This is a genomic window from Acinetobacter sp. UBA5984, assembly GCF_002429925.1.
Taxonomy (GTDB): Bacteria; Pseudomonadota; Gammaproteobacteria; order Pseudomonadales; family Moraxellaceae; genus Acinetobacter; species Acinetobacter variabilis.
In genome coordinates this window covers 26,651-51,112 of sequence record NZ_DJBE01000053.1, presented here as the reverse complement: position 1 = coordinate 51,112, position 24,462 = coordinate 26,651, and the positions used below count along the sequence as shown (strand labels likewise).

The window sequence follows — 24,462 nt, the reverse complement described above, 5'->3', positions numbered from 1 at the left end:
ATTAAACATAGATTTATTCTTCATTTCATTCACCCTAAATAAATGCTTGACCAAGCGTATATTCTGTTACATGTACTGTGAATGGCACATTAAAGCTAGATAAACAGATCGCAATACTATGAGCTGGAATATCCGTATTGCTCAGACGAGTTGATAGACAAGTATTAATTTCCTCATCCGTTGCTGTAGAAAGTGATGGAATAAGCGAAACTGTGTTAACCACAACACGTTCTGTTTGCTCAATTTTTGCTTTTTCAGGATCTGTGCCACGAATATAAAATTGGAAGGGCTTCACATTTCCACCCTCTACAAAACTTACAGAAACTTGTGTTAAAACAGCACGTCGATTACTAGTGAAAAAATTTTGTGAACCAAGTTGACAATAACCAGAAACTCCTAAAGAGTTATTCACAATACTGCCATTTTGCTCATAAATAAGACTGGCCCGGGATAAATTAAAAAATTGTGACTGATCTCCGCGATAGCAAAAAATCAATTCTTTACCTTTATTTGTTGATCCCTTAATAAAGCCAAACATTCCATCACGCGCTAGACTTCTTATCAAATTATTCGGATTCTCTACATTAAATGTAGCTGAGTCTGAATTTTGAATAAGAAGTTGTTGCGCTTGTCCATTTGTCGCAATATTCAGAGAAACTAGGCTCTGACGGATAGCTAGTGTTCCTATGACAGTCAAAGCTACAAGTAAAATAAGCACAACTATTAATGTTGCTCCTTTCTGCCTATTCAGCATCTTGCACCTCCTCTCTTTCACCTAATGCATTTCTAAGTGCGACATCTTGTGTAACAACTCGACGTATATAGCCATTCGGGTCGCCAGTACTTGTTACTTGCACACTTTGATCCAATACATTGAAATTATTATTTTGAGCCATGGCTTGATCAGTTCCCACGCTCTGTGCTGAACGCGTTAACACTCCCAATGACACACCCAAAATTCTAGGTCTAGGGGTGAGAGTTAAATAATTATTAATTGCTACATATCTTTGAGCACCTGTAGTATTAGCAACATTAAGAAGAACTCTGAAATAATCAACACGTTTCATGATGATTTCACCTGCATCACCGTAGTTAGTAATAGTATTATCCCCTACGGCATAATGCCCAGCATCACATGCTAAAGCTAAAGGATTAGTCTCGCCTGTTGCTTGATTAGCATCCGTTCTTAAAAAATAACGTTGCACAATGATGCGGTTACTATTTGTGATCTCACGACCTTCACAATCAAAACCACCTACTGTCATGGGTTGATATTGAATGACCAATTGATCACTACCTTGGGCTACATTTGTAAGGCCACTACCTGAAGAACTTAACAATATCTGATTCATAGGTGGCGGTACTGCAGTTGGATTTGCTGGATCTGGTTGAGGTCTTAAAGGGTTAGGATAGTTATTTTGTGAAAGGACAATACCCCCCAATAAAAGCTGATCATTCATTTCTGCGGCAAGATTATTTAAATTTGCTAGACGTAAATCTTGGGTAATATAATTCAGTCCAAAATTAGCATTATCTTGTAAATCTGCAATACCCTGTTGCATTGCTTGACTTCGGACACCTGTCAAAAATAGCATAGTAGCGGCAGCAACAATGACCAAACCAAGAGTTAATGCTATCAGCAGCTCCATTAATGTATAACCGTTTTGCTGTCTCATTTAATAGGCCTCCATCACAACACAAGTGGAATCTGCTCTGTAAAGACCCGAAGTCGTACAATTATTTAGTCCGTCAGCATTTGTCGCTGCAGTATCTCCCCAAGCGACGTAAATACACCGCCGACCATTTTGTATACCAGGACACGTCATCATATTTATAGTCATACCCATTCTTTGAGTGGAGAGTTTTACAAATGAAGAGTCAAATTCAGCTTTTTGTGTAGGAGAACAATAAGTACTAAAACAACTAGGTGTGGTTAATTCAGTTATATTTGTTCGAGCAAGCTCTGTTGAATAAGTTGCTAAGGCTGCACGATTCACTCGAATCTTCTCAGCCACATCTCTTGCTATATTAATAGCTTGGATTCGATTCTCTCCCTCACTCGATGCTTCTATGGCACGATATTGCAATGCAACAAAACCTAATACTCCAATTGCGAGTATTAAAAGTGCGACTAAAATTTCTATCAATCCCACACCTGTTTGTTGTATTTTGTTCATTATGCACATGCTCCATCAACAGGTTGTTGTATTGTACCCATTCGAGAAATTGATATTGTTTTAGATGCTGTTGCATTCGTTGCAGTATCACAAATCACAAAAGTTGTATTATTCGCTATTACTGTATTTGCATTTAATGGATCTCGAACCAATCCATTAGGCATAAAAATAAGATTATTACCTGACTTTAATATTGCTTTACCAGATGGAGACCAATGTAGTCTATTAGGGGTGTCCGCTCCCTCTCCTATTACCACAGTTATCTCTCTGCGCTCTAAAGCTGCTTTTGCTCGTGCTTTAGCCAAAGTATTCATTAGATCAGTACTACTTTTTTTTAAATTCTGTTTATTAAGTATTGTGCCTACAGATGGTGCTGCCATCATCGCAATAATCGCCAACACAGCAATCGTCACCATGAGTTCAATTAACGTAAATCCATTCTTCTTCTGCATAGTATTCCCCAGGCAACAAAACTTTACCTCATTAAAAATAGTATCTACTTACTTTACAAAACCCACACAAATAAGGATAAGTGGCATAAAAAAACAGATAACCGCAAAGAGCAGTTATCTATTTAAAAAAAGATTATAAATCAGGTGATAAATGCGTCACATCTTAAGCTTGAGTAACTGGAATACGCAATTCTTTCGGTAAGCTGAAAGTAATATTCTCTTCTCTTCCATCTAATTCGTGCGGTGCCTGCGCACCCCAGTCCTGTAGCCGCTGAATCACCTGTTTAATTAGAATCTCTGGTGCGGAAGCTCCAGCAGTTACACCAATTTGAGACTTACCTGCAAACCATCCCTGCTTTAGCTCATCGGCATTATCGACCAGATAAGCAGCTTTACCCATGCGTTCAGCGAGCTCACGTAAGCGGTTTGAATTTGAAGAGTTTGGAGAACCTACTACCAGAACCACATCACAGCGTTCAGCCAGATCACGTACTGCATCCTGACGGTTTTGTGTCGCATAGCAAATATCATCCTTGCGTGGGCCTTGAATATTCGGAAATTTTTTGCGAAGCGCATCAATGACTTTCGCTGTATCGTCAATCGACAAAGTCGTTTGGGTCACAAAAGCGACTTTCTCAGGATTGCGTACAGTTAAAGCAGCAACATCCTCTTCATCTTCGACCAGATAAATGTCACCCCCATTATTTTTATCATATTGCCCCATGGTGCCTTCAACTTCTGGGTGGCCCTCATGACCAATTAGAATCGCTTCTACTCCCTCACGGGCATATTTAGTTACTTCAATATGTACTTTAGTGACCAATGGACAGGTCGCATCAAAAACTTTTAAACCACGCTGTTCGGCTTCCTGTTGCACAGCCTTAGACACACCATGTGCACTAAAAATCACGATATTGTCATCCGGAACTTCATCTAGCTCATCGACAAAGATCGCGCCACGTTGACGTAAATCATCTACGACAAATTTGTTATGCACCACTTCATGACGCACATAAATTGGTGGATTAAAGCATTCTAGGGCACGGTTCACGATCGCAATGGCACGATCCACACCGGCACAGAAACCACGCGGGTTAGCTAAAATAATTTCCATAGAAATCCTCAATACTCACTCAATTTATGGCGCTACAATTGAAATAAATGTAAAACAATCGACGTACAACTATTTAGTTTAAAGCCGGTCTACTCTAAAATAGAGAAGATATTTTATCATATCAGGAAAAATATCATGTCGGGTCTCTTGTTTGTCGTTTCTGCAGCGTCTGGAACGGGCAAAACATCCCTCGTTAAAGCATTACTTGAACGCGTCAACAATCTTCATGTTTCTGTTTCTCATACGACACGCGGTCAACGACCTGGCGAACTCGATGGCGTACATTATCATTTCTCGACTAAAGAAGACTTTTTAAATCTGGTCGAGGAAGGTGGTTTTATTGAATATGCCGAAGTCTTTGGTAATTATTACGGCACAGCACAAGCGACTGTAAAAGAACAACTTGCCAAAGGTCATGATGTATTACTTGAAATTGACTGGCAAGGTGCACAACAAGTTCGTCGACTTTTTCCTGAATCTAAACAGATTTTCATTCTTCCACCAAGTCAGTTTGATTTGCGTCAACGTCTTTCCAATCGTGGTACAGACTCTGTTGAAGTGATTGAACACCGTCTTAGCTGTGCAGTCGAAGACATGCAGCAGTATGTCAATTTTGATTATGTCATTATCAATGATGACTTTAATAAGGCATTACATGATCTTGAATCTGTGATTATTGCCAATCGACTAGTCCTTTCCCAGCAAGCGACCCGCCATGAAAAACTGATCCAGGCTTTAATCACTCCAAGCGAACAGTGATTAAAACTTGAGTCTCCAGACAAAGCATTTTATACTGTGCAGTCTGTTGAAATTTACTATTCAAAACGAGAATTCTTATGGCACGCGTAACCGTTGAAGATTGTTTAGACCATGTAGACAACCGCTTTGAGCTTGTACTAGTGGCAAGCAAACGCGCGCGTCAATTGGCACGTCAAGGCATTGAACCAACTGTAGAATGGGACAATGATAAACCAACTGTAGTTGCTTTACGTGAAATCGCTGCAGGTCATGTATCAAAAGATATTTTGAAACAACGTGATCAAGATTATCAAACTTCAAGTTTAGACCTTGCACTTTCTGCAAATAATCTAAATTTAGATGGTTTTTCTTTCCAATAAGAAGAAACCATTCTAAAAAGCCTAGTTTTAAACTAGGCTTTTTTTGTTCTGTGACTTTTATATTTTGTGCAGAACGGTTATAACATAAGGGTTAGCTCTAAAGTCAGTATAAATTTTTCACTCGTTGATATGAAAAAACTGACCCACTTTATGTTATACATTTCATACGAGCTTTCTCTGTTTTATTTGTTAAAAAATCCAGTTTTAAAGGTGTTTTATGCCAGGCCCACAGGTCAGTGAAGCTAAGCAACAGTTAAAAATCATCATCGACGCGTACTTAAGTGAAAGCGATGTCGAACGTGTGCTTGCGGCCTGTGATTATGCCGATATTGCCCATGATGGCATTACCCGTAAAAGTGGTGAACCCTATATCCTCCATCCTATCGCGGTGAGCTGTATTCTGGCCCACATGCGTCTGGATACTGAAACCTTAATGGCAGCGCTGCTGCATGATGTCATTGAAGATACTGACTTTAATAAAGATGACATTACTGAAAAATTTGGCAGTACGGTTGCAGAGCTGGTTGATGGGGTCACCAAACTCAGCCATTCTAGCGATAAAGAATATAATAAAGCAGCCTCTTTCCGAAAAATCCTGCAAGCGACTCTACAGGATCCACGTGTCATTATTGTGAAACTGGCAGATCGCTATCACAACATGACTACACTGGAAGCATTACGCCCGGATAAACGCGCCCGTATTGCCCGAGAAACCTTTGAAATTTTTGTTCCAATGGCACGCTTGGTCGGCATGAATGAAATGGCAGATAATCTGGAACATCTCTGTTATCAGAATCTGGATCTGGATATGTACAATGATGTCCAGGCCGCCCTTTTAGAAACCAAGCCTAAACGTTGTGAATATCAGGCCAAATGGGAACAGAAACTTAACGAATTACTACAGCAATATGCGATTGAAGGTCGAGTTAAAAAGAAAAACAATAATATCGAGCTATTACGCCATTTTGTAAAAAATGATATTGATCTACAGGAACTTACGCATAGCCACGCATTTGAAATTATTTTACAGAGCATTGCCGACTGTGACCGCCTTGCCGATATCCTGACTGAAAGTTTTACGGTTCAAAATTATCAAGACAATATCCGTCGCCCCCTCCCAGGCGGCAACCAGTCATTAACCATGCGCTTAAAAGGTGAAGAGACCACCCTATCGCTGACCATTCAAACTGAACTGATGCGTAAAGCTGCGCGCTTTGGTGTTGTACTGGGCGAAAATGCGCCTCAAGCCTGCCGCTCTGCTATTCAGGCATCTATGCAAAATCTAAACGTATTGGTTGATGGCGAATGCGCCAAAACTACGTTCAGCGAATTACTGGATTATCTGCACCAGGAAAAAATTTGGGTTTATACCCCTCATGGTCATCTGCATGAATTACCTCAAGGTGCGACTGCAGTTGACTTTGCCTATGCCGCCAGTCTGTTCCTAGGTAACCATGCCATTGGCGCCAAAATTAATGGTGAAACCAAGCCGCTTTCTACGCCATTATTGAGTGGTCAGGTGGTTGAAGTCATTACCGATGTACTCGCAACCCCAAACCCAGACTGGCTCAGTTTTATTAATACCCAAAAAGCCCGTCGTGCGATTCAGAATATTTTGCGCGATCAGGATATTGATGAACAACGCCTCGTGGGTCAACAGGCTCTTAACCGTGCCTTAAAACTTTTCCAATGTTCTATTCGTGATCTGACCGAAGCTGACTGGAAAAATGTACTGGAGTGGCGCCATGTACCGACTAAAGAACAACTATTTGAACAGATTGCTGTAGGTGACTTATTACCACAACTGGTTGCCAACCATTTATTTGCACATGACCAGCATCAAAATGCGAATAGTTCAGGTCGTCTTATTCAAGGTACAGAAGGTGTAGATGTTAAATACGCCCATTGCTGCAACCCGGTACTTGGTGATCCAATTCAAGGTCACCTGACTCGTCGTGGCTTAATTGTGCATCGTGCCCGTTGCCATAATTTATTGCAGGAACAACATATGCATCCTGAAAATATTATGCCTCTACAATGGACGACCGAAGATCTGGATGATGTCAGCTTTACTGCCTATCTCTGTATTGATCAGGCCATGGACGATGAACAGATTTCCGATCTGATTTATCAATGTCGTAAAGGCCATACAGGTGTAGAAATGGTACGTAATTATGATGGCAAAACTTATGTAAATATTGTAGTGCATAACCGTAAACAGATTGCCAAGATTATTCGTGATTTACGCATGCATTTTGGTTTTCCACGTATTACTCGCTTAGAACAGTCGCTCAATATTGCTGAAACATCTAAAGCCAGTTAATCATTTAAAACGATAATGCTTTTGTCAGTTGAATTGATCTAATATGATGTATGTTGATGATAAAAGGAGAAATTGATGTCCCGCCAAGTGATCCATACTGAAAATGCCCCGGCTGCCATAGGCACCTATTCACAAGCAATTCTAGTCGGGGATACACTTTATTTATCCGGCCAGATTGGTCTGGATCCATATAGTATGGAACTGGTTGAAGGCATCGAAGCTCAGATTCGCCGTGTATTTGATAACCTGAAAGCGGTTTGTGAAGCAGCAGGTGGCTCATTGGCTGATATTGCGAAACTGAATATCTTCTTAACTGACCTCTCTCATTTTCAGCTCGTCAACCAGATTATGGGTGAATACTTTGCTCAACCTTATCCAGCACGTGCTGCCTTAGGTGTTGCAAGTTTACCTAAAGGTGCTTTAGTTGAGATGGATGGCATCGTTGTTATCAATCAATAAGTTATAAAAATCACTAAATTCCCAGCCTGTAATATTTATTTCTAAATCATAAATCGCTCTTACGCGGAAATCCGAGCAGCACTCGGATTTCCGCTCAGGTGGTATTTTTTTATCTGAATCATCAATCACTATAAAAAGCATTTTCAAATGATTTTTATTGACAAACGATAACAATTATCAATAATATCTCTTATCTTATTTATTCACTGTGGTTGTATCCTATGTACGTTTGTCTATGCCGTGGCATTACAGATCAAGACATTAAAGATGCTATTGCAAATGGCGCCGAAAGTTACCGTGATGTACGTGAAATGCTTGACTTAGGCACGTGTTGTGGCCGTTGTGCGCCAGAAGCCCGTATGATCATCAGTGATGAAATTTCCCAGATTGCTGCACGGCTAGCGGTTGCTGCCTAAAGCGGATAACGATAATTATAAAATCAATGGTCTCGTATCATTATTCCTCCCCCGCCTCTGACTCTGGCGGGTTTTTATTGCTTTATATTTCACCTGAAGCTTTTTGATTGCGATTTTCATTTGCAGTTCAATAAATTACTCGCCATTGCTCGCTCGATTGATTTAAGATAAGTTAATCAAAAACCCATAGCGATAAATGGGTTAACAGGCTATATGGAGTGATACGATGAAAGGCAATCGTGATGTAATTAATCAGCTGAACCAGGTGTTGTATCACCACCTTACAGCGATTAATCAGTATTTTCTGCATTCACGCATGTTTAATGACTGGGGCATCGAAAAGCTCGGTTCTGCCGAATATAAAGAATCGATTCGTCAGATGAAGCATGCTGACAAGATTATTGAGCGGATTCTATTTTTGGAAGGTCTGCCAAACCTGCAACACCTAGGTAAACTCTATATCGGTCAGCATACGCAAGAAGTGCTGCAATGTGATGTGCGCAAAGTCAAAGAGAATATTGAAACCATCCAGCAGGCAGTGGCTTTGGCAGAAACTCAAATGGATTATGTGACGCGTGATCTGGTTCAGGGAATTCTGGAAAAAGAAGAAGAATATCTGGACTGGACCACTACTCAGCTTGATCTGATTCAAAGTGTGAGTATTGAAAACTATATTCAAAGTCAGCTTTGATTTCTGAAAGATATAAAAAAGCCATCATGATGATGGCTTTTTTATTAGATTCAAATTATTTCGGTATATCTTTAAGGACATCTTCATAACTCAGTTCAGTCTTTTGAATCGTATTCAAACGCCAGAGCTGATGATGGGCTTCCTCGACATAACCATTGTAAGCCAACAGACGAATATATTTTAATAAGTTGTATTTGGTTGGATAACTCACCACTAATTTTTCATATTCATGAATTTCGTTTTGACTCATCTTGGTATAGGGATTTACACGAATCCAGTCAATACGATGATTAAATTCAGTCAGCAAGAAGATCGGCTTTTGATTGGTTATTTTTTCAGGCTGCTGTTCATAGCGAATGCTCTGACCGAGTTTTGGTACAGCGGTATCATAATCACGGTAAATCACTGCAATTAAAATAACACCGGTAATGAAGATTACTTTCATTAACCACGATGGCATGACAAGCTGTTTAGCTACATCAGCTCGCTGCGCCAGTACTGTACCGATAATAAAGCCTATTGGTAAAAAGAAATAGGCATAATGCTGTGGGAATTCAAACATGGCATGGGTGACGAAAGCACCGATCATTAATATACCAATGACTGACTCTGGTGTCTTTACCCAGCGCTGTAACTGATAGCCCAGATAACCGAAATAAGCCAGGAAAGGAATACCGATCACTGCCCCGTTCCAGATCAGGAAATCAATAATAAAGTTATGCGCACTCCGGATCCAGACTGGACCTTGCACTGTATCACTAATAGAAACAAAGGCGACACTGGTCTGATACCAGCCATAGCCAAACCATGGCTGCGCCTGAATGGCTACCAGCATTTGCTGCCAAATCGCGAGTCGTGACATATCCCCAGTAGCACGGGAAACAACATCACGGCTTTGTACCACTTGGGCATCCATGACTTGTGTAGCCAACTGACTCAATAATGGAAAAGCGACAATACAGGAAATAAAAAAGATGAACCACGCTATGCTGTAATACCATTTCAGGCGGATAATGCCTTTATATTGATAGAAACCTAGATACAATATAATTGCGGTCGCGGCAACCCAAGCAGTACGTGACTGGCTTAAAGCCACACCGATCACAATAATCGCAGCACATGCAAATAACCATTTAATCTGGATTTTTTTCTTTTCATAGAGATATAAACAACTCATCAATGACATAAGCAAAAAAGTGGCCATATTATTTGGCTGGGCGAAGTTAGCATAAGGCCGTTGAGTACCACTGATATTCACCATCCCCGGCAATACTGAATCCAGATTTGTCCATTGGCAAAGTGCGATCATGCCTGTGACTGTACCGGAAGCTAGAAACACATAACTCAAATTAGTAAAAGTTTCTTCCCGATTATAATCTCCTGTTGACAAGTGATAACCCAGCACGCTTGAGAGCCAAAAGCTAAAGACAAAAATAAAGCCCATCATGGCGGTACTAAAGAAAAATACTTGCCCCATAAGAAATTGAATCAGCGGGACACAGGCGAGTAGTAATAATGGCAAACTAACTACAGGAATTCTTAATTTTTCTTTTAAGCAAATTGCAGCTAATGCAAATAGTGCAAAAAAGGCATACAGCTCACCTGTATAGGTCACCCAAGGACGGTAGTGAATGGGCAATAACCATGCAAGGGAAATGAGGATGGCAGCCAAAAATAGCAATGCAGATTTCATAAGAAAAATAGACCAAAAAACTGGCTCTATCTTATATTTTTTTAGGCAAGATGATAGTGCTTTGTGTAGCAGGTTTGATTGGAATTCTGCCAGTTTTAAAATGGGATGATCACATGGGGAATACTTAAATTCCCCATTTTTAACTCAAGAAATTATTTCCACGGTCTTAGGTCCACTATTTTGATGATAGATGCGGATTCTTTATTGACTAAAACCACCATATCTACTGCATTGGCTTTTAAGGGTAGCCAAGCATCTGCATTTGGATAATTTTCTAAAATTTTTTCAACTTCAGTTTTTGAATTGTACTGTTCCAATTCTGCAAGCGGTAATGCACGTTGTTGGATTTGAGTTTTGACTTGAGTCAGTTCTACATAGCGTTCTGGGCGCTGTGCAATAGAAATACCACCTAAAACTTCTGCAAACATTTCATCATTGCGTTGTTGCATATCTTTGGTAAATTCAGTTGCGACATATTGTGGTTTAAACCATGAAGGCTTTTGGAATTGTGACCGTGCTTGCTGAATATTACTATCAACCAATTCATTTTTTCTAACCAATTCAAAACGATCTACATTATAAACTAACCATACAGGACGACCTTATTCAATACTAAACACCCCATAACACAAAGCCGCGATTCGAATGAAAATAATCACGCTCAAGTCAAATTTAAGCGTTTTTTTACCTTCTTTATAGACTAATAAACCTAGTAATAGTCCTAAAATTACGTCGATGACCAAGAGCATCAAAAAGATATGCGTCACCCCGACGGCAGAGGCTAGTGGTGATGGATACCAAATAAAAAAGACCATTACTATTGCAGCTAATGCAAGAAAAATAGATATAGAAATATGACTAAGAAAAAATTTTAGACGTTTGAACATTCCAACCTCGCTATACTATTCATTTTAAAATAGTCGATAGCCATATTCCCAAAATCGGGGTGGAGTTGATGGTAAAATTTCAGATAAAGCAGATGTATGAAAGAATAAATAAATAAAAGCTAAAGTAATTAAAATATAAACAATAATCCCAAAAATTTGAGAGTTTTTTGAAGCTTCATAAGCTAATTGATTAAAAGAAGCTGCATGCTCAAATTCAGGATTCTTCAGCAGAAAAACGAATAACCACAAAAGAGCAATTTGGGTAATAGGATAAATATGTATGCCTGAAAAAGATAAGTCTATACTTACTGCTATAATAGCAGAAATTACAAAATAATTTTTTTTAAGATTCCATTTTAGTCTTTTTAAAATATTCCAAACCACTAAAACAAGAAAACTATAACCGACCAACCCTGTTTCAGTTAGAATCTGTATGAATAAATTATGTGGATGCGCGGGAATTATACCTGAATACAAATCTAATTGATAAAATCCGCATCCAAAGAGTGGATTTTGTAACCAGCACTGAAATGCACTTACCCAAAGCTCATAACGTCCACTCGTTGACTCTCTAGCAATTGATCTTACACCAGAAGCTGGATTGCTTGAAAAAAATAGAATAGAAAAATATGTTAACCATGTGGCTATATATGTTAATAATATTTTCAGTCGTGCTGTACGGTTAAACATGCATATGCATGCAATAAAAATACTATACGCTAAAGTTGCTGAACGACCGCCATCTAAAAGAATAGATAAGAATGCCAAAAATAAAAAAAATAAATAAATATTTTTAAATTTTTCTTCTTTTAAGTAAAACCAAACAGAAAAAATAGAAAATACTAAAAAGTAACTATTATATATTCTAATATTCCAAGGTGTTGGATACCAATTGGCATATAAACTAGTATGTATATATTTTACAATCTCTATTGGCAACATGAAAAAAATTGAAAAACTAATCCAAATAATAAATTTTGCTAACAACTCATTATAATTAATAATCAAAAATGCTTTATAAAGAAGGTAATATAGCAATATTTCAAAAATAATAAATTGGCTATTTCTTATAAAAAAGAAGTGAATAATAATAATAATAATAATAATATATTCAATTTTTGTGAGGTGTGATTTTTTGTTAAAGACTAAGCTTAATAAAAGAAAAGTCTCAAGAACTCGTGATTCATTATAAAAATTTGAACTTATATGTATTGAAAGACCCAAAATAAATGATAAAAAATAAAGAGCTATAAAAAGCTCTTTATTTTTTAGATGCTTACTAAAGTTAGGCATTAGGTTCCAACTTTACGACACTCTGAAGGCACATATTTTTCATTACCTGCTGTAGTCGAACAAGACCAACTAACTGCAGAAGCACTATATGATGGTGTCAAATATACAGGAACACCCTTTCCTGTTGTAGCATTCATTGTTACAATGATTTGTCCTGGCTTACTAGCTCCACAAGTTGCAGAAGCTACATTACCTGTACCACTAGAAATCTCAGTAACGCCAACGCATGCAGAACCAGCTGTACTAGGTGTACCTGTTACCAAAGCCCCTGCATTTAAAATATTTTCTGATACAGTAGCTTTCATAGCAGAAGCGGTTGTAATACCTTCAGAAACACGTGCACGAACGGTGTAGTCTTGATAAGCAGGAATCGCAATTGCAGCCAAAATACCAATGATCGCTACAACGATCATTAATTCGATAAGGGTAAAACCTTTTTGAGCGTTCATAAACATTCTCCACAAATGTTTTTTGTTTATTTATAAGCTTAAAGAAAAAGCTCATTTAGCTTAATTTTATATTAAGCACTAAGTGTGCCAAGTTTTATTATAATAATTTTGAAAGAAAAAACAGCAGTTTAAAAAAATATTTTTCAATTCGTTATTTTTATGTTTTATTTTGTGTAAATAACTGACAAAAATTGTCAGTTAGTTGACTAAAATCACCCTAGAATGATTGGTTTATTCCCTAATTCATTCTTTAAATCATCTATTCTACGATCATAGTACTGATCTAAAACTTTTCCAATCTGTTTAATACCTTCAATTACCCCTTCTTTAAACTTCTGCTGGACTAAATGCTGAATAATATTTTGGCAAATTTCATCCCAAACTTGCTGGGTCGTGGCCTTCTTAATTCCCCGATCAATCACAATTTCAACCTTGTGCTCGCAGAGATTCAAATAAAGCAGCACTCCACTATTATATTCAGTATCCCAGACACTAAGCTCGGCAAAGAGTTGTCGGGCACGACATAAGGTATCTTGATAATAAGCAGATCGTGAAGGCAGACAGCCTTCAATCACCACCTGAATCTCNNGTTGTTACCATGAGCCTGATGCTCCTCCCCCACCAAAACCACCGCCGCCTCCACCGAAGCCGCCGCCTCCAAAACCACCACGTCCACTACCACCGCCACGACCTCCACCTGCCATGAAAGCATGCAGGATCAACTGAGCAAGTGAGGTCACGAGCAAAAAGAAGACTCCAGCACCAATTAATAGGCTAGCAACCAATCCCATTCCATTGACTAATCCAGCTGTGGTACCCGCTACTGCAGCAGTGGCCGCACTCAGCTTCCTGCCAAAGATCATGGAACCAATGACACCAGCGATGATAATAAAAATAACCGAACCAAAAGTCGCATGAGATGCTTGCTGCGCTTTATAAGCCTGCTCCTGACGTTCTTTAAGCTCAGCCGCTGCTTGAGCTGCAATTTCTGGATCCAGATTTAGAATACGCTCAATTTCTGCCAGCCCAGCATCTATCCCTTGCGCATACTGACCCTGCTTAAACAAAGGTGTAATTTTGTTATTAATAATTCGTCCAGCCACAATATCTGGCAGAACACCTTCTAATCCATATCCAGTTAAAATCTGGATACGACGGTCATTTACCGCAATGGTCATCAATAAGCCATTATCGTGTTCTTTTGATCCCAGTTGCCAACGATCTGCCACACGCATGGAATAGTCAAAAATATCTTCCTGTCCAGTAGTAGGGACAATCACCACGCCGATCTGAGCCTTACCTGCCTGATAAAGATTGATGATTCGTTGGCTAAGTTGCTGTTTTTCTGCTGCCGTTAATAAATTTGCCTGATCAATCACCGGCTCATTCATGCTGGGCAAGTCGCGCTGAGCCTGACCTTCTGCCATATCATTGGTAATTTGGGGCTGCGGTGCTGTAGCCGTAGATTCTACATTTTGATCTGTAGTATTCGTCTTAGGCTGTAAAATTTCACGTGCAACAATCATTTCTTCTATATCGGTTGCCGTTGCTATTTCACTCCAGGCAGGATTCATCAGGCTCATAATGAGGCTAAGGAATATACCTGTACAAAGTTTTACAGCGCTCATATGCATCATTGCAGCCACCTTATTAGTGATTACCCAAGATCAAGCTTAATCAAATGAAACCTTAGGTGCCTGTTGCGCACTCTGCTCTGCACTAAAGTTTGGCTTGGTATCCATTCCAATGACTTTGGCCGTCATCACCTGCGGGAACTGACGTGCATAAGAGTTAAAATCTTGTACAGTGGTAATATAACGGTTACGTGCTACCGCAATACGGTTTTCAGTACCCTCAAGTTGTACCTGCAGGTCACGGAACTGCTCATTAGCTTTCAAATCAGGATAATTCTCGGTTACGGCCAATAAACGCGATAAGGCACTAGTCATTTGTGCCTGAGCTTCCTGATAACGCTGGAACAGTTCAGGGTCTTCCAGCACTTCACGATCGACTTTCAAGCCTGCAACATTGGCGCGTGCCTGAGTCACTTCAGTTAACACCTGCTCTTCATGAGCAGCATAGCCTTTGACGACATTGACCAGATTGGGCACTAAGTCAGCACGACGCTGGTACTGGTTTTGTACTTCAGACCATGCCGCAGTTACAGCCTCATCCTTAACTTGTAAGGTGTTATAGCCACAACCTGTAAGTGTCAGGGTACTGGCTAACATCAGAGCAATGAAAGATTTTTTTAATTCAGGGATCATCTTTTATCCTCAATTCTTTATTGATATTTATTTAATTAATTTGATTTTAAACATAATTTTCAACCGTATTGTTAAATTTTATAATTTTTTCTTTCCTCTGCTTAGCGTTCTAGCAGCCCTCCATTTTCTTGAGAAAAAGAAAAACCCGCTGAATGCGGGTCTTTCTAAAAATGATAAGGAGCGGATTAGACGTCAAGATAATCCAGAATACCTTCTGCTGCCTGACGACCTTCCCAAATCGCAGTCACGACCAGGTCAGAACCACGAACCATATCACCACCGGCAAAGATTTTTGGATTTGAAGTCTGGAATTTGTATTGCTGTTGTTCAGCTGCAAGTACGCGACCAGAACCATCCAGGTTGATTTCTACATCAGTGAACCAGTCTGCAGGGCTGGTACGGAAACCAAATGCCAACAATACCGCATCTGCAGGCAGAATTTCTTCTGAACCTGGAATTGGTTCTGGACTACGGCGGCCACGGCTGTCTGGTTCGCCCAGTTGAGTCGTTACCACTTTTACGCCAGTCACTTTGCCATTTTCACCCACGATTTCGATAGGTTGACGGTTGAACTGGAATTCCACACCTTCTTCACGCGCATTTTTTACTTCACGACGTGAACCCGGCATATTCGCTTCATCACGACGATAAGCACAAACCACTGACTCAGCACCTTGACGGATTGAAGTACGGTTACAGTCCATCGCGGTATCACCACCACCCAGGACAATCACTTTCTTGCCTTCAACGCTGATGTATTCGGATGGGTCTTTTTCCCAACCTTGACAACGGTTCACGTTAGCAATCAGGAAATCTAGTGCATCATAGACGCCATCCAGATCTTCACCAGCAAAGCCACCTTTCATATAAGTGTATGTTCCCATACCCATAAAGACAGCATCATAGTCAGCGAGTAACTGGTCGATGGTGACATCTATACCAATTTCAGTATTCAGACGGAATTCAACACCCATGCCTGTGAAAATTTCACGACGGCGTTTCATCACGTCTTTTTCCATCTTGAATTCTGGAATACCGAAAGTCAGCAGACCACCAATTTCAGGACGTTTATCAAATACAACAGGTTTAACACCATTACGTACCAGAATATCAGCACAGCCTAAACCAGCAGGACCCGCACCAATGATGGCCACTTTTTTATCAGTCCATTTCACATGAGACATATCTGGACGCCAGCCTAAAGCGAAAGCGGTGTCATTGATATATTTTTCAGCGTTACCAATTGTGACTGCACCAAAACCATCATTTAAGGTACAAGCACCTTCACATAGACGATCTTGGGGACAAACACGGCCACAGACTTCTGGCAAAGTATTGGTCTGGTGACAAAGTTCTGCTGCCTGGAAAATACGACCTTCTGCCAGTAACTTCAACCAGTTTGGGATGTAGTTATGAACCGGACATTTCCATTCACAGTACGGGTTACCACAACCTAGACAACGATGTGACTGATTTGCAGCCACTTCTGTTGTGAAAGGTTTATAAATTTCCACAAATTCTGCTTTGCGGACGTCAATCTCTTTTTTCTCTGGATCTTGGCGTGCGACATCCAGGAATTGAAAGTCATTATTTAGGCGCTCTGCCATCTCTCTCTCCGTGGGTAGACCCAAGGCTTTATTCGCATTACCTTAGGTCTGCCTATATCTGCAGTAGTGGAATTATTGTGGATCAGCTTGAGTTGTTTTCAACAAGGTCAATAAGTTAGCTGCTTTTGGTTTTACCAGCCAGAACTTACGACTATAGAAATCAAACTCATGGCGGATCTTGTACGCCCAAGCACTACCTGTTTCTGCAATATGTTCATCTAAAATGCGAAGCAAGAAGGTCTGATGTTCTTCCATCGCTTCAGTTGAGATACGGTTCAGTTCAATCAACTCATGGTTGTAATGATCTACGAAATCATTGTCCAGGTCCAATACATAAGCGAAACCGCCGGTCATACCTGCACCGAAGTTATGGCCTACTTTACCCAAGACGGTCACGATACCGCCAGTCATGTATTCACAGCAGTGATCGCCTGCACCCTCAATCACGGCAAAGGCACCTGAGTTACGAACTGCAAAACGCTCACCTGCAGTACCCGCAGCAAACAATTTACCACCAGTCGCACCATACAGACAGGTGTTACCAATGATGGCAGTATTTTGGGTCTGGAACGGAGAACCTTTTGGCGGGAAGATCGAGATACGACCACCTGCCATACCTTTACCCACGTAGTCGTTCGCATCACCTTCCAGTTTGAGATGCAGACCACCGGCATTCCAGACACCGAGTGACTGACCCGCTGTACCAGTCAGATTTACTTTAACTGGATGTGCTTCCATACTCAGGTTGCCATAACGTTTGGCAATTTCACCTGACAGACGTGCACCAATTGAACGGTCACAGTTACCTACTGTGAAGCTATATTCACCACCTGTACCTGCTTCGATTGCTGGAAGAATTTCTTCTACCATCTTCTCAGCCAGAATACCTTTATCGAATGGTTCATTACCCTGTACTTCACAGTACTGTGCTTTGCCTTCTGCTGCTGGATGTGACTCAAGCAGTTTGCTTAGGTCAAGGTGAGCATGTTTGTCAGTTTCACCTGGCAGGATTTCCAGCAAATCTGTACGACCAATCAGGTCTTTCAGGCTAGATACACCCAATGCCGCCAACCATTCGCGAGTTTCTTCAGCAATGAAAGTGAAGAAGTTGATCAGCATTTGAGGTTCACCGATGTAGTGCTCTTGGCGCAGATGATCCTGCTGAGTCGCAACACCGGTCGCACAGTTATTCAAGTGACAGATACGCAGGTATTTACAGCCTAAAGCAATCATTGGAGTCGAACCGAAGCCAAAGCTTTCTGCACCCAAGATCGCTGCTTTTACCACGTCAAGACCAGTTTTTAAACCACCATCAGTCTGAACGCGTACTTTGCCACGCAGGTCGTTTACACGAAGTGCTTGATGCGCTTCACTTAAACCTAATTCCCATGGAGAACCCGCATGGTGAATCGAAGACAATGGAGATGCTGCTGTACCACCGTCATAACCAGAAATAGTAATGAAATCGGCATACGCTTTCGCAACACCTGCCGCAATCGTACCTACACCCGGTTCAGATACCAGTTTCACCGATACCATCGCTTGTGGATTAACTTGTTTCAAGTCAAAGATCAACTGTGATAAATCTTCAATTGAATAGATATCATGGTGTGGTGGTGGTGAAATCAGAGTCACACCTGGAACTGAATAACGTAAACGGGCAATCAAGCCGTTCACTTTACCACCTGGCAACTGACCACCTTCACCTGGTTTTGCACCTTGAGCTACTTTAATTTGCAGTACTTCTGCTGATGTTAAGTACGCTGGAGTTACACCAAAACGTCCGGATGCAATCTGTTTGATTTTCGAGTTACGAATCGTGCCATAACGCGCTGGATCTTCACCGCCCTCACCAGAGTTAGAACGACCACCGATGGTGTTCATGGCAATCGCAATCGCTTCATGTGCTTCAGGAGATAGTGCACCCAAAGACATACCCGCAGAGTCAAAACGAGGCAAGATATCTTCTACAGACTCAACCTGATCCACCGGAATTGAATTGTCAGTTTTCAGCTTGAATAAGTCACGAATGGTTGCAATCGGACGATTGTTTACCAGCTCTGCATATTCTTTAAAGTCAGCATAATTACCAGAACGTACTGCTTTATGCAGTGAGTTAATCACATCCGGGTTAAACGCATGGTATTCCTTGCCGAAGACGAATTTCAGCATACCGCCCTGATCAATTGGCTTACGGTTTTTCCAGGCTAAATCTGCCAGTTGCTTCTGGTCATTCTCAAGGTCAGTAAAAGTTGCACCTTGAATACGGCTCGGAACACCTACGAAGCATTTGTTCACAACTTCATTGGATAAACCAACTGCTTCAAACAGCTGACCGCCACGATAAGAAGCCACTGTTGAAATACCCATCTTAGACAGGACTTTCAGCAAGCCTTTTTCAATCCCCTTACGGAAATTGTTTTGCGCATATACCGGATCACCCAGCAATTCACCTTTAGCCACCAGATCATTGATCACGTCATATGCCAGGTATGGATAAATTGCTGTCGCACCAAAGCCAAGCAGAACGGCAAATTGATGTGGATCACGTGCAAAACCGGTTTCAACAATCAGGTTGGCATCAGTACGCAGGCCAGTATTGATCAGATGATGGTGTACTGCACCAGTGACCATCACAGCATTGGCTGGCAAGAAACCTTCACGGATTTTCTTGTCTGAAAGTACCAATAAAGTTTTGCCGTCACGAATCGCTTGCGCTGATTCTTCGCAAATACGAGCAATCGCAGCTTCTAAGCCTTCAGTTTCAGCATAGTTCAGATCAATATCCGCAATCTCATAACCTGTACGGCCTAGCGTGCGGATCTGATGCATTTTTGAATTAGACAGAACCGGACTTGAAATAATCAGACGGTCTGCATGTTCCGGGCCCTGTTCGAAAACGTTTTGTTCACGACCTAAACAGGTTTCTAGTGACATTACAATCGATTCACGTAATGGATCGATTGGCGGATTCGTTACCTGAGCGAACTGCTGACGGAAATAGTCTGAAACATGACGTACCTGACGTGACAGAACCGCCATCGGGGTATCATCACCCATAGAACCCACAGCTTCCTGACCGCTTTCAGCGATTGGACGCAGCAACTGGTCACGTTCTTCGAAAGTTACCATGAACATTTTCTGTGCCGCTTTCAGGTTGTCACCTTTCAAGCCTCGCTCACATAGATATTCTTCCAGCTCAGGGCTACCTTGTAGACGTACAGCATTTTCACGTAACCATTCACGGTACGGACGCATACGTTTCAGGTGATTATTCACATCCTGAGTATCTAGTACTTTACCGGTATAAGTATCGATCACCAGCATTTGGCCAGGACCTACACGTCCTTTAGAAATGACATCTTCAGGTTCATAACCCCATACACCGATTTCTGAAGCCAGTGTGATGTAGCCATTTTTAGTGATGACCCAACGTGCCGGACGCAAGCCGTTACGATCCAGCATACAGATCGCATGACGACCGTCTTGGATAACTAAACCAGCAGGGCCATCCCATGCTTCCATATGTTTAGAGTTGAACTCATAGAATGCACGTAAGTCAGCATCTAAAGTTTCAACGTTCTGCCAAGCAGGTGGAACCAGCATACGTAGCGCGCGGAACAGATCCATACCACCACCAACTAGAATTTCCAGCATGTTATCCAGACTAGATGAATCTGAACCAGTACGGTTTACGATTGGATTCAGCTCAGTCAGACCTGGCAGTAATGGGTTTTCAAATTTAGGCGTACGCGCCATTGCCCAGTTACGGTTAGCCGTAATAGTGTTGATCTCACCATTGTGCGCCAGGTAACGGAATGGCTGAGCTAGTGGCCAGCGTGGCAATGTATTGGTAGAGAAACGTTGGTGGAAGACCACGATATGTGATGCCAGACGCTCATCAGCCAGGTCAGTATAGAAGTCAGCAATCGCTGCTGGCATCATCAGACCTTTATAGCTGATTACAGTTGAGCATAAGGTCGTCACATAGAAGTATGAATCACTGGTTAACTGCTGTTCAGCACGACGACGCGCAAGGAACAATTTACGGTTGAATTCAACCTCAGTCACACCGATTGGGCAGTTCACGATGATCTGTTCAAAAGCTGGTAGAGACTGCATTGCAATCTCACCAAGCGCATCATTATTCGTCGGTACAACACGCCATGCGATAACGCGACAGCCTTCTTCTTCAATTTCTTTCGTCAGGACTTGTTTTGCATGTGCGGCTAATGCTGGGTCCAGATTCAGGAATACTGTACCTACAGCAAAAATCTCACTTAAGGTAATGTCGCTTAAGCGTTTGGCCTCTTCACGGAAGAATTCTTTAGGCATTGCCAGCAATAGACCACAACCATCACCGGTCTTGCCATCAGCAGCAATACCGCCACGGTGGGTCATACAACTTAGACTATGAATTGCAGTCTTGACCAGATCATGACTGGCATCACCCTGCATATGGGCGATCAAACCGAAACCACAGTTATCTTTAAACTCATCCGGTTGGTATAAACCTTGAGCGGGAGCTACATTATTAGGCGATGGCATGTGCATAGCGTACCCTTCTTTTCACTAAGCCCGATAGGCTATTAAACAATCTAAATTCTGCTGTGCGTGACTGTCTGATTTGCTCCGCAAGCTAAGCAGCTTTATAGAGCAAAATATCATTGAGTATCTTTTCAACATAATCCTTTTTCAGACGGAATGCATGAAAAATAACATTCATTTTGCTGATGGATAAGATAAAAATAAGCAACAAAGATGACAATTACGCCTATTCATCGAATCATTTTCGCGCCAAAACAGGGAGATTAATTCAATTCATGCACCAATAAAGCAAATTTCATGCCAACTTAAGGAGCAAAAATCAAAACAACACAAATGACAAAGATTTAGCCTACAAAAGGAAAATTATGATTATTTATGGTGCGTATTTTTTGCACCAAAAGCGCACATTTATAATAAAGATAAAGTGTCTGTGCGCTATTTTAGACCGGCCTAGTTAAATGGATCACTAATCTCGTTTTCTTGAGGTCGAGCATTGCCATTTGATGAGCGCGGACTTCCTTCGACCTGACTTTGAGATTTCTGTACATCCACTACATTACCTTCCTGATCACGACGAACAATCGTGGTACTTGTAGTGCTTTCTTTAGGCGTGACCACAGGCGCTGAAGGTTGAGCTTTCGGTCTTATCTGTACGGATTCATCAACTTTCGGTAAAGGTACATTTTTCAACTGAATTTCATAAAGTTTTTGATTACTTGCCAGTTCTTCCGAACCCATACTGTTGACCAGACTGGCATATTGTTGCATGGCCACAACTTTAGGCTGGACGGATTTAGGCAGATTGAGGTTGAGCGCTGATAAAGCCTGTTGAGCTTCTGCTGCGGTTTTATACAGGCCATATAACAATACATATTGTTCAGGCTGGTTCTCACCTGAAAGCCTTAAATAAACAAAAGGCTTACGATCCTGCTGCTTTTTTAGGAAGGTTTTTAGAATGGCTTCATTACCTACACGAAATAGCTCAATCGCATGCTGTTTTTTTACTTCACCAATATATTTGGTTCCACGAAATTCAGGCTCATGACTAACATTGACAACAATTCGAGTATTGAGATCAAGAGGCTTAACTTCATCAGAAAGTGCACCAAGATGGGTCATTGAGGCCACTTTTTCTGGTTGAATCTGTAATTCAACTTCCGTTTCCGGCTTCTTCTCTACTTCTACCACTTCATCTGTATCGGTAATAGCCCAAAAAACCAAGGCAGCAAATAGACAGCATACGCCACAGACCAGCCAGAAGTAATGCTGAATCTTTTGCCAAGGGGTACGTAATGCTGTCATAAAAATTTAAACCTATGCCTGATGAGCTAAAATCGCCTGTTGCATCAACTCGATATCAAAGTCTCGAGTAATGATCGCTTTTCCAAGTTGCTGCAATAATACAAGACGAAGCTGCCCATTTAAAACTTTCTTGTCGTGAGCCATATAAGCTAGGAAATCGTCAAGTGGGATTTTAGGACAAACAATCGGTAATTGCGCACGAGAAATGATTTTTTTTGTACGCTCAAGGTCTTCTAATGAAATCCAACCCATGCGATGGGATAAATCTGCTGCCATTACCATACCGGTTGCTACAGCTTCACCATGTAGCCATTCACCATAGCCCAGATAAGACTCGATCGCATGACCAAAAGTATGACCGAGATTAAGTAAAGCACGCTCACCCTGCTCTTTTTCATCATTCGCTACAATACGGGCTTTATGCGCACAAGAACGATAAACCGCTTCAGCCAGCAATTGCTCATCACGAGCAATAAGACCTTTCATATTGGCTTCTAACCAGACCAGAAATTCTTCATCACCGAGCAAGGCATATTTAATCACTTCAGCCAAACCGGCAGATAGCTCACGATCTGGCAGCGTAGATAGCTGCGACATATCTGCCAGCACCACTTGTGGCTGCTGGAAAGCACCAATCATGTTTTTACCCAGTGGATGATTAATGCCGGTTTTACCTCCTACACTAGAATCCACTTGAGAAAGTAACGTTGTTGGCACCTGAATAAAATAGACACCACGCTGGAAACAGGCAGAGGCAAAGCCGGCCATATCTCCAATAACACCACCACCGAGTGCCAGAACCGTACAGTCGCGGTTAAAGCCTGCCTCAAGCAATGCATCAAAAATTAGGTTTAGATGTTCAATATTTTTGTATTTCTCACCATCCGGCAAAATACAGGTCGCCACAGTTTTACCCAAATTTTTCAATGCAGCCTTATAGCGATCCAGATAGAGTGGTGCCACCGTCTCATTACTGACAACCATCACCTGCTTGCCATGAATATAGGACTCAAGCAATTCCTGAGGATTCAAGTTACTACCAATAAAAATAGGGTAACGACGTTCACCGAGTTCGACATATAAGGTTTTCATGAGGGGATAACCACTTTTTCAACTGAACTTATTTTTTTGGAAGGATGAGATTCAGAATACGCTGCGCCAGATCTCGTGCAGCTCCCTGATTGGTCTCAATGATGTAATGTGCGACTTCCCGGTATAACGGATCCCGTAATGCAAGCAAATCTCTGAGTTTCTGTTCAGGATTTTCGACTTGTAACAAGGGACGGTTTTTGTCGCGATAGGTTCGCTGAAGCTGAATTTCAACTGGAGTGTAAAGATAAACAACGATGCCTCGCTGCTTTAAATAATCCCGATTAGGAGCCTGAGTAATTGCACCACCACCAGTCGCAAGTACCAACTGTGGACGTGAGGTTAACTCATCAATTACAACAGTTTCACGATGACGAAAACCCTTTTCACCCTCTTTTTCGAAGATCCAGGGAATCGTAGCCCCTGTTTTCCGCTCAATTTCATGATCGCTGTCCAGAAATTCTCGTCCTAACAGTTCTGCTAAATGTCGTCCTACTGTTGTTTTACCGGCCCCCATCGGCCCTACCAAATAGATATTTGGCAGGGTTTCAAACTCTTTGCTTGGCAAGGAGTCACC

The 24,462-nt window shown here is 41.3% G+C and carries 21 protein-coding genes and 2 pseudogenes; 6 read left to right on the top strand and 17 right to left on the bottom strand.

The window, feature by feature from the left end; translation table 11 throughout:
* Positions 1-34 precede the first annotated feature (34 nt).
* The 5 genes from B3J29_RS08515 to ispH all read right to left on the bottom strand — a co-directional run bounded on the left by B3J29_RS08515 (position 35) and on the right by ispH (position 3,743).
* A complete protein-coding gene (locus B3J29_RS08515; RefSeq protein ID WP_261635309.1) occupies positions 35-754 on the bottom strand; it encodes a pilus assembly PilX family protein in 720 nt (239 codons plus the stop codon).
* Positions 744-1,676: a PilW family protein gene (locus B3J29_RS08510; protein WP_261635308.1), complete on the bottom strand. Its 933-nt coding sequence runs from the start codon at positions 1,674-1,676 to the stop codon at positions 744-746. The genes B3J29_RS08515 and B3J29_RS08510 overlap by 11 nt, the downstream gene beginning before the upstream one ends.
* Entirely contained in the window at positions 1,677-2,177 is a 501-nt protein-coding gene (gene pilV, locus B3J29_RS08505) for a type IV pilus modification protein PilV (RefSeq protein WP_180004777.1), read from the bottom strand.
* On the bottom strand, positions 2,177-2,629 hold the full coding sequence (locus B3J29_RS08500; protein ID WP_261635307.1) for a pilus assembly FimT family protein: 453 nt from the start codon (positions 2,627-2,629) through the stop codon (positions 2,177-2,179). Before B3J29_RS08500 ends, pilV begins: the two co-directional genes overlap by 1 nt.
* A gap of 163 nt (positions 2,630-2,792) precedes the next feature.
* Positions 2,793-3,743, bottom strand: a complete 951-nt coding sequence (gene ispH / locus B3J29_RS08495; RefSeq protein ID WP_261635306.1) for a 4-hydroxy-3-methylbut-2-enyl diphosphate reductase — start codon at positions 3,741-3,743, stop codon at positions 2,793-2,795.
* 135 nt (positions 3,744-3,878) lie between these two features.
* On the opposite strand from ispH, the gene gmk reads away from it, so the two are divergent.
* From gmk to bfr, 6 genes are all read left to right on the top strand, one after another.
* Complete coding sequence (gmk, locus tag B3J29_RS08490) at positions 3,879-4,502, top strand: guanylate kinase (protein ID WP_004787090.1); 624 nt, start codon at positions 3,879-3,881, stop codon at positions 4,500-4,502.
* Positions 4,503-4,579: 77 nt separating this feature from the next.
* Positions 4,580-4,861: a DNA-directed RNA polymerase subunit omega gene (rpoZ, locus tag B3J29_RS08485; protein WP_004650579.1), complete on the top strand. Its 282-nt coding sequence runs from the start codon at positions 4,580-4,582 to the stop codon at positions 4,859-4,861.
* 217 nt (positions 4,862-5,078) lie between these two features.
* Positions 5,079-7,184, top strand: coding sequence for a RelA/SpoT family protein (locus B3J29_RS08480; RefSeq protein WP_261635305.1), 2,106 nt, complete (start codon positions 5,079-5,081; stop codon positions 7,182-7,184).
* 75 nt (positions 7,185-7,259) lie between these two features.
* On the top strand, positions 7,260-7,643 hold the full coding sequence (locus B3J29_RS08475) for a RidA family protein (RefSeq protein ID WP_005233608.1): 384 nt from the start codon (positions 7,260-7,262) through the stop codon (positions 7,641-7,643).
* Between the two features lie 221 nt (positions 7,644-7,864).
* Positions 7,865-8,059 (top strand): bacterioferritin-associated ferredoxin, encoded by a 195-nt coding sequence (locus tag B3J29_RS08470; protein WP_004787097.1) that lies wholly within the window; start codon positions 7,865-7,867, stop codon positions 8,057-8,059.
* Positions 8,060-8,285: 226 nt separating this feature from the next.
* Complete coding sequence (bfr, locus tag B3J29_RS08465) at positions 8,286-8,750, top strand: heteropolymeric bacterioferritin subunit Bfr (protein ID WP_261635304.1); 465 nt, start codon at positions 8,286-8,288, stop codon at positions 8,748-8,750.
* 55 nt (positions 8,751-8,805) lie between these two features.
* Here bfr and B3J29_RS08460 read toward each other — a convergent pair whose 3' ends face one another.
* The 12 genes and pseudogenes from B3J29_RS08460 to aroK form a co-directional block, all read right to left on the bottom strand.
* A complete protein-coding gene (locus B3J29_RS08460; protein WP_286964986.1) occupies positions 8,806-10,443 on the bottom strand; it encodes a PglL family O-oligosaccharyltransferase in 1,638 nt (545 codons plus the stop codon).
* A gap of 152 nt (positions 10,444-10,595) precedes the next feature.
* Positions 10,596-11,330, bottom strand: a pseudogene (gene tfpZ, locus B3J29_RS08455) (TfpX/TfpZ family type IV pilin accessory protein).
* A 24-nt stretch (positions 11,331-11,354) separates the two neighbouring features.
* On the bottom strand, positions 11,355-12,623 hold the full coding sequence (locus B3J29_RS08450) for an O-antigen ligase family protein (RefSeq protein WP_261635302.1): 1,269 nt from the start codon (positions 12,621-12,623) through the stop codon (positions 11,355-11,357).
* On the bottom strand, positions 12,623-13,072 hold the full coding sequence (locus B3J29_RS08445) for a pilin (protein WP_261635301.1): 450 nt from the start codon (positions 13,070-13,072) through the stop codon (positions 12,623-12,625). Before B3J29_RS08445 ends, B3J29_RS08450 begins: the two co-directional genes overlap by 1 nt.
* 212 nt (positions 13,073-13,284) lie before the next feature.
* Positions 13,285-13,659: pseudogene (locus B3J29_RS08440) on the bottom strand (TPM domain-containing protein); the annotation flags it as partial.
* A gap of 6 nt (positions 13,660-13,665) precedes the next feature.
* On the bottom strand, positions 13,666-14,709 hold the full coding sequence (locus tag B3J29_RS08435) for a TPM domain-containing protein (RefSeq protein ID WP_414632203.1): 1,044 nt from the start codon (positions 14,707-14,709) through the stop codon (positions 13,666-13,668).
* Between the two features lie 36 nt (positions 14,710-14,745).
* On the bottom strand, positions 14,746-15,339 hold the full coding sequence (locus tag B3J29_RS08430; RefSeq protein ID WP_414632202.1) for a LemA family protein: 594 nt from the start codon (positions 15,337-15,339) through the stop codon (positions 14,746-14,748).
* Between the two features lie 185 nt (positions 15,340-15,524).
* The gene (locus tag B3J29_RS08425) at positions 15,525-16,946 is read right to left on the bottom strand and encodes an FAD-dependent oxidoreductase (RefSeq protein ID WP_261635299.1); all 1,422 of its coding nucleotides are present in this window, start codon (positions 16,944-16,946) and stop codon (positions 15,525-15,527) included.
* A 72-nt stretch (positions 16,947-17,018) separates the two neighbouring features.
* On the bottom strand, positions 17,019-21,494 hold the full coding sequence (gene gltB / locus B3J29_RS08420) for a glutamate synthase large subunit (protein WP_261635298.1): 4,476 nt from the start codon (positions 21,492-21,494) through the stop codon (positions 17,019-17,021).
* Between the two features lie 450 nt (positions 21,495-21,944).
* Positions 21,945-22,796 (bottom strand): hypothetical protein, encoded by an 852-nt coding sequence (locus tag B3J29_RS08415; protein WP_261635297.1) that lies wholly within the window; start codon positions 22,794-22,796, stop codon positions 21,945-21,947.
* Positions 22,797-22,808: 12 nt separating this feature from the next.
* On the bottom strand, positions 22,809-23,888 hold the full coding sequence (gene aroB, locus B3J29_RS08410) for a 3-dehydroquinate synthase (protein ID WP_261635296.1): 1,080 nt from the start codon (positions 23,886-23,888) through the stop codon (positions 22,809-22,811).
* A 28-nt stretch (positions 23,889-23,916) separates the two neighbouring features.
* Positions 23,917-24,453 carry a shikimate kinase AroK gene (gene aroK, locus B3J29_RS08405; RefSeq protein ID WP_175966238.1) on the bottom strand — a complete coding sequence of 179 codons (537 nt, stop codon included), beginning with the start codon at positions 24,451-24,453 and terminating at the stop codon, positions 23,917-23,919.
* Between the last annotated feature and the right edge of the window lie 9 nt (positions 24,454-24,462).

Bases quoted from the DNA above. Each gene is read 5' to 3' on its own strand.
- B3J29_RS08515 (WP_261635309.1), bottom strand. From the start codon at position 754: ATGCTGAATAGGCAGAAAGGAGCAACATTAATAGTTGTGCTTATTTTA.
- B3J29_RS08510 (WP_261635308.1), bottom strand. From the start codon at position 1,676: ATGAGACAGCAAAACGGTTATACATTAATGGAGCTGCTGATAGCATTA.
- pilV (WP_180004777.1), bottom strand. From the start codon at position 2,177: ATGAACAAAATACAACAAACAGGTGTGGGATTGATAGAAATTTTAGTC.
- B3J29_RS08500 (WP_261635307.1), bottom strand. From the start codon at position 2,629: ATGCAGAAGAAGAATGGATTTACGTTAATTGAACTCATGGTGACGATT.
- ispH (WP_261635306.1), bottom strand. From the start codon at position 3,743: ATGGAAATTATTTTAGCTAACCCGCGTGGTTTCTGTGCCGGTGTGGAT.
- gmk (WP_004787090.1), top strand. From the start codon at position 3,879: ATGTCGGGTCTCTTGTTTGTCGTTTCTGCAGCGTCTGGAACGGGCAAA.
- rpoZ (WP_004650579.1), top strand. From the start codon at position 4,580: ATGGCACGCGTAACCGTTGAAGATTGTTTAGACCATGTAGACAACCGC.
- B3J29_RS08480 (WP_261635305.1), top strand. From the start codon at position 5,079: ATGCCAGGCCCACAGGTCAGTGAAGCTAAGCAACAGTTAAAAATCATC.
- B3J29_RS08475 (WP_005233608.1), top strand. From the start codon at position 7,260: ATGTCCCGCCAAGTGATCCATACTGAAAATGCCCCGGCTGCCATAGGC.
- B3J29_RS08470 (WP_004787097.1), top strand. From the start codon at position 7,865: ATGTACGTTTGTCTATGCCGTGGCATTACAGATCAAGACATTAAAGAT.
- bfr (WP_261635304.1), top strand. From the start codon at position 8,286: ATGAAAGGCAATCGTGATGTAATTAATCAGCTGAACCAGGTGTTGTAT.
- B3J29_RS08460 (WP_286964986.1), bottom strand. From the start codon at position 10,443: ATGAAATCTGCATTGCTATTTTTGGCTGCCATCCTCATTTCCCTTGCA.
- B3J29_RS08450 (WP_261635302.1), bottom strand. From the start codon at position 12,623: ATGCCTAACTTTAGTAAGCATCTAAAAAATAAAGAGCTTTTTATAGCT.
- B3J29_RS08445 (WP_261635301.1), bottom strand. From the start codon at position 13,072: ATGAACGCTCAAAAAGGTTTTACCCTTATCGAATTAATGATCGTTGTA.
- B3J29_RS08435 (WP_414632203.1), bottom strand. From the start codon at position 14,709: ATGATGCATATGAGCGCTGTAAAACTTTGTACAGGTATATTCCTTAGC.
- B3J29_RS08430 (WP_414632202.1), bottom strand. From the start codon at position 15,339: ATGATCCCTGAATTAAAAAAATCTTTCATTGCTCTGATGTTAGCCAGT.
- B3J29_RS08425 (WP_261635299.1), bottom strand. From the start codon at position 16,946: ATGGCAGAGCGCCTAAATAATGACTTTCAATTCCTGGATGTCGCACGC.
- gltB (WP_261635298.1), bottom strand. From the start codon at position 21,494: ATGCCATCGCCTAATAATGTAGCTCCCGCTCAAGGTTTATACCAACCG.
- B3J29_RS08415 (WP_261635297.1), bottom strand. From the start codon at position 22,796: ATGACAGCATTACGTACCCCTTGGCAAAAGATTCAGCATTACTTCTGG.
- aroB (WP_261635296.1), bottom strand. From the start codon at position 23,888: ATGAAAACCTTATATGTCGAACTCGGTGAACGTCGTTACCCTATTTTT.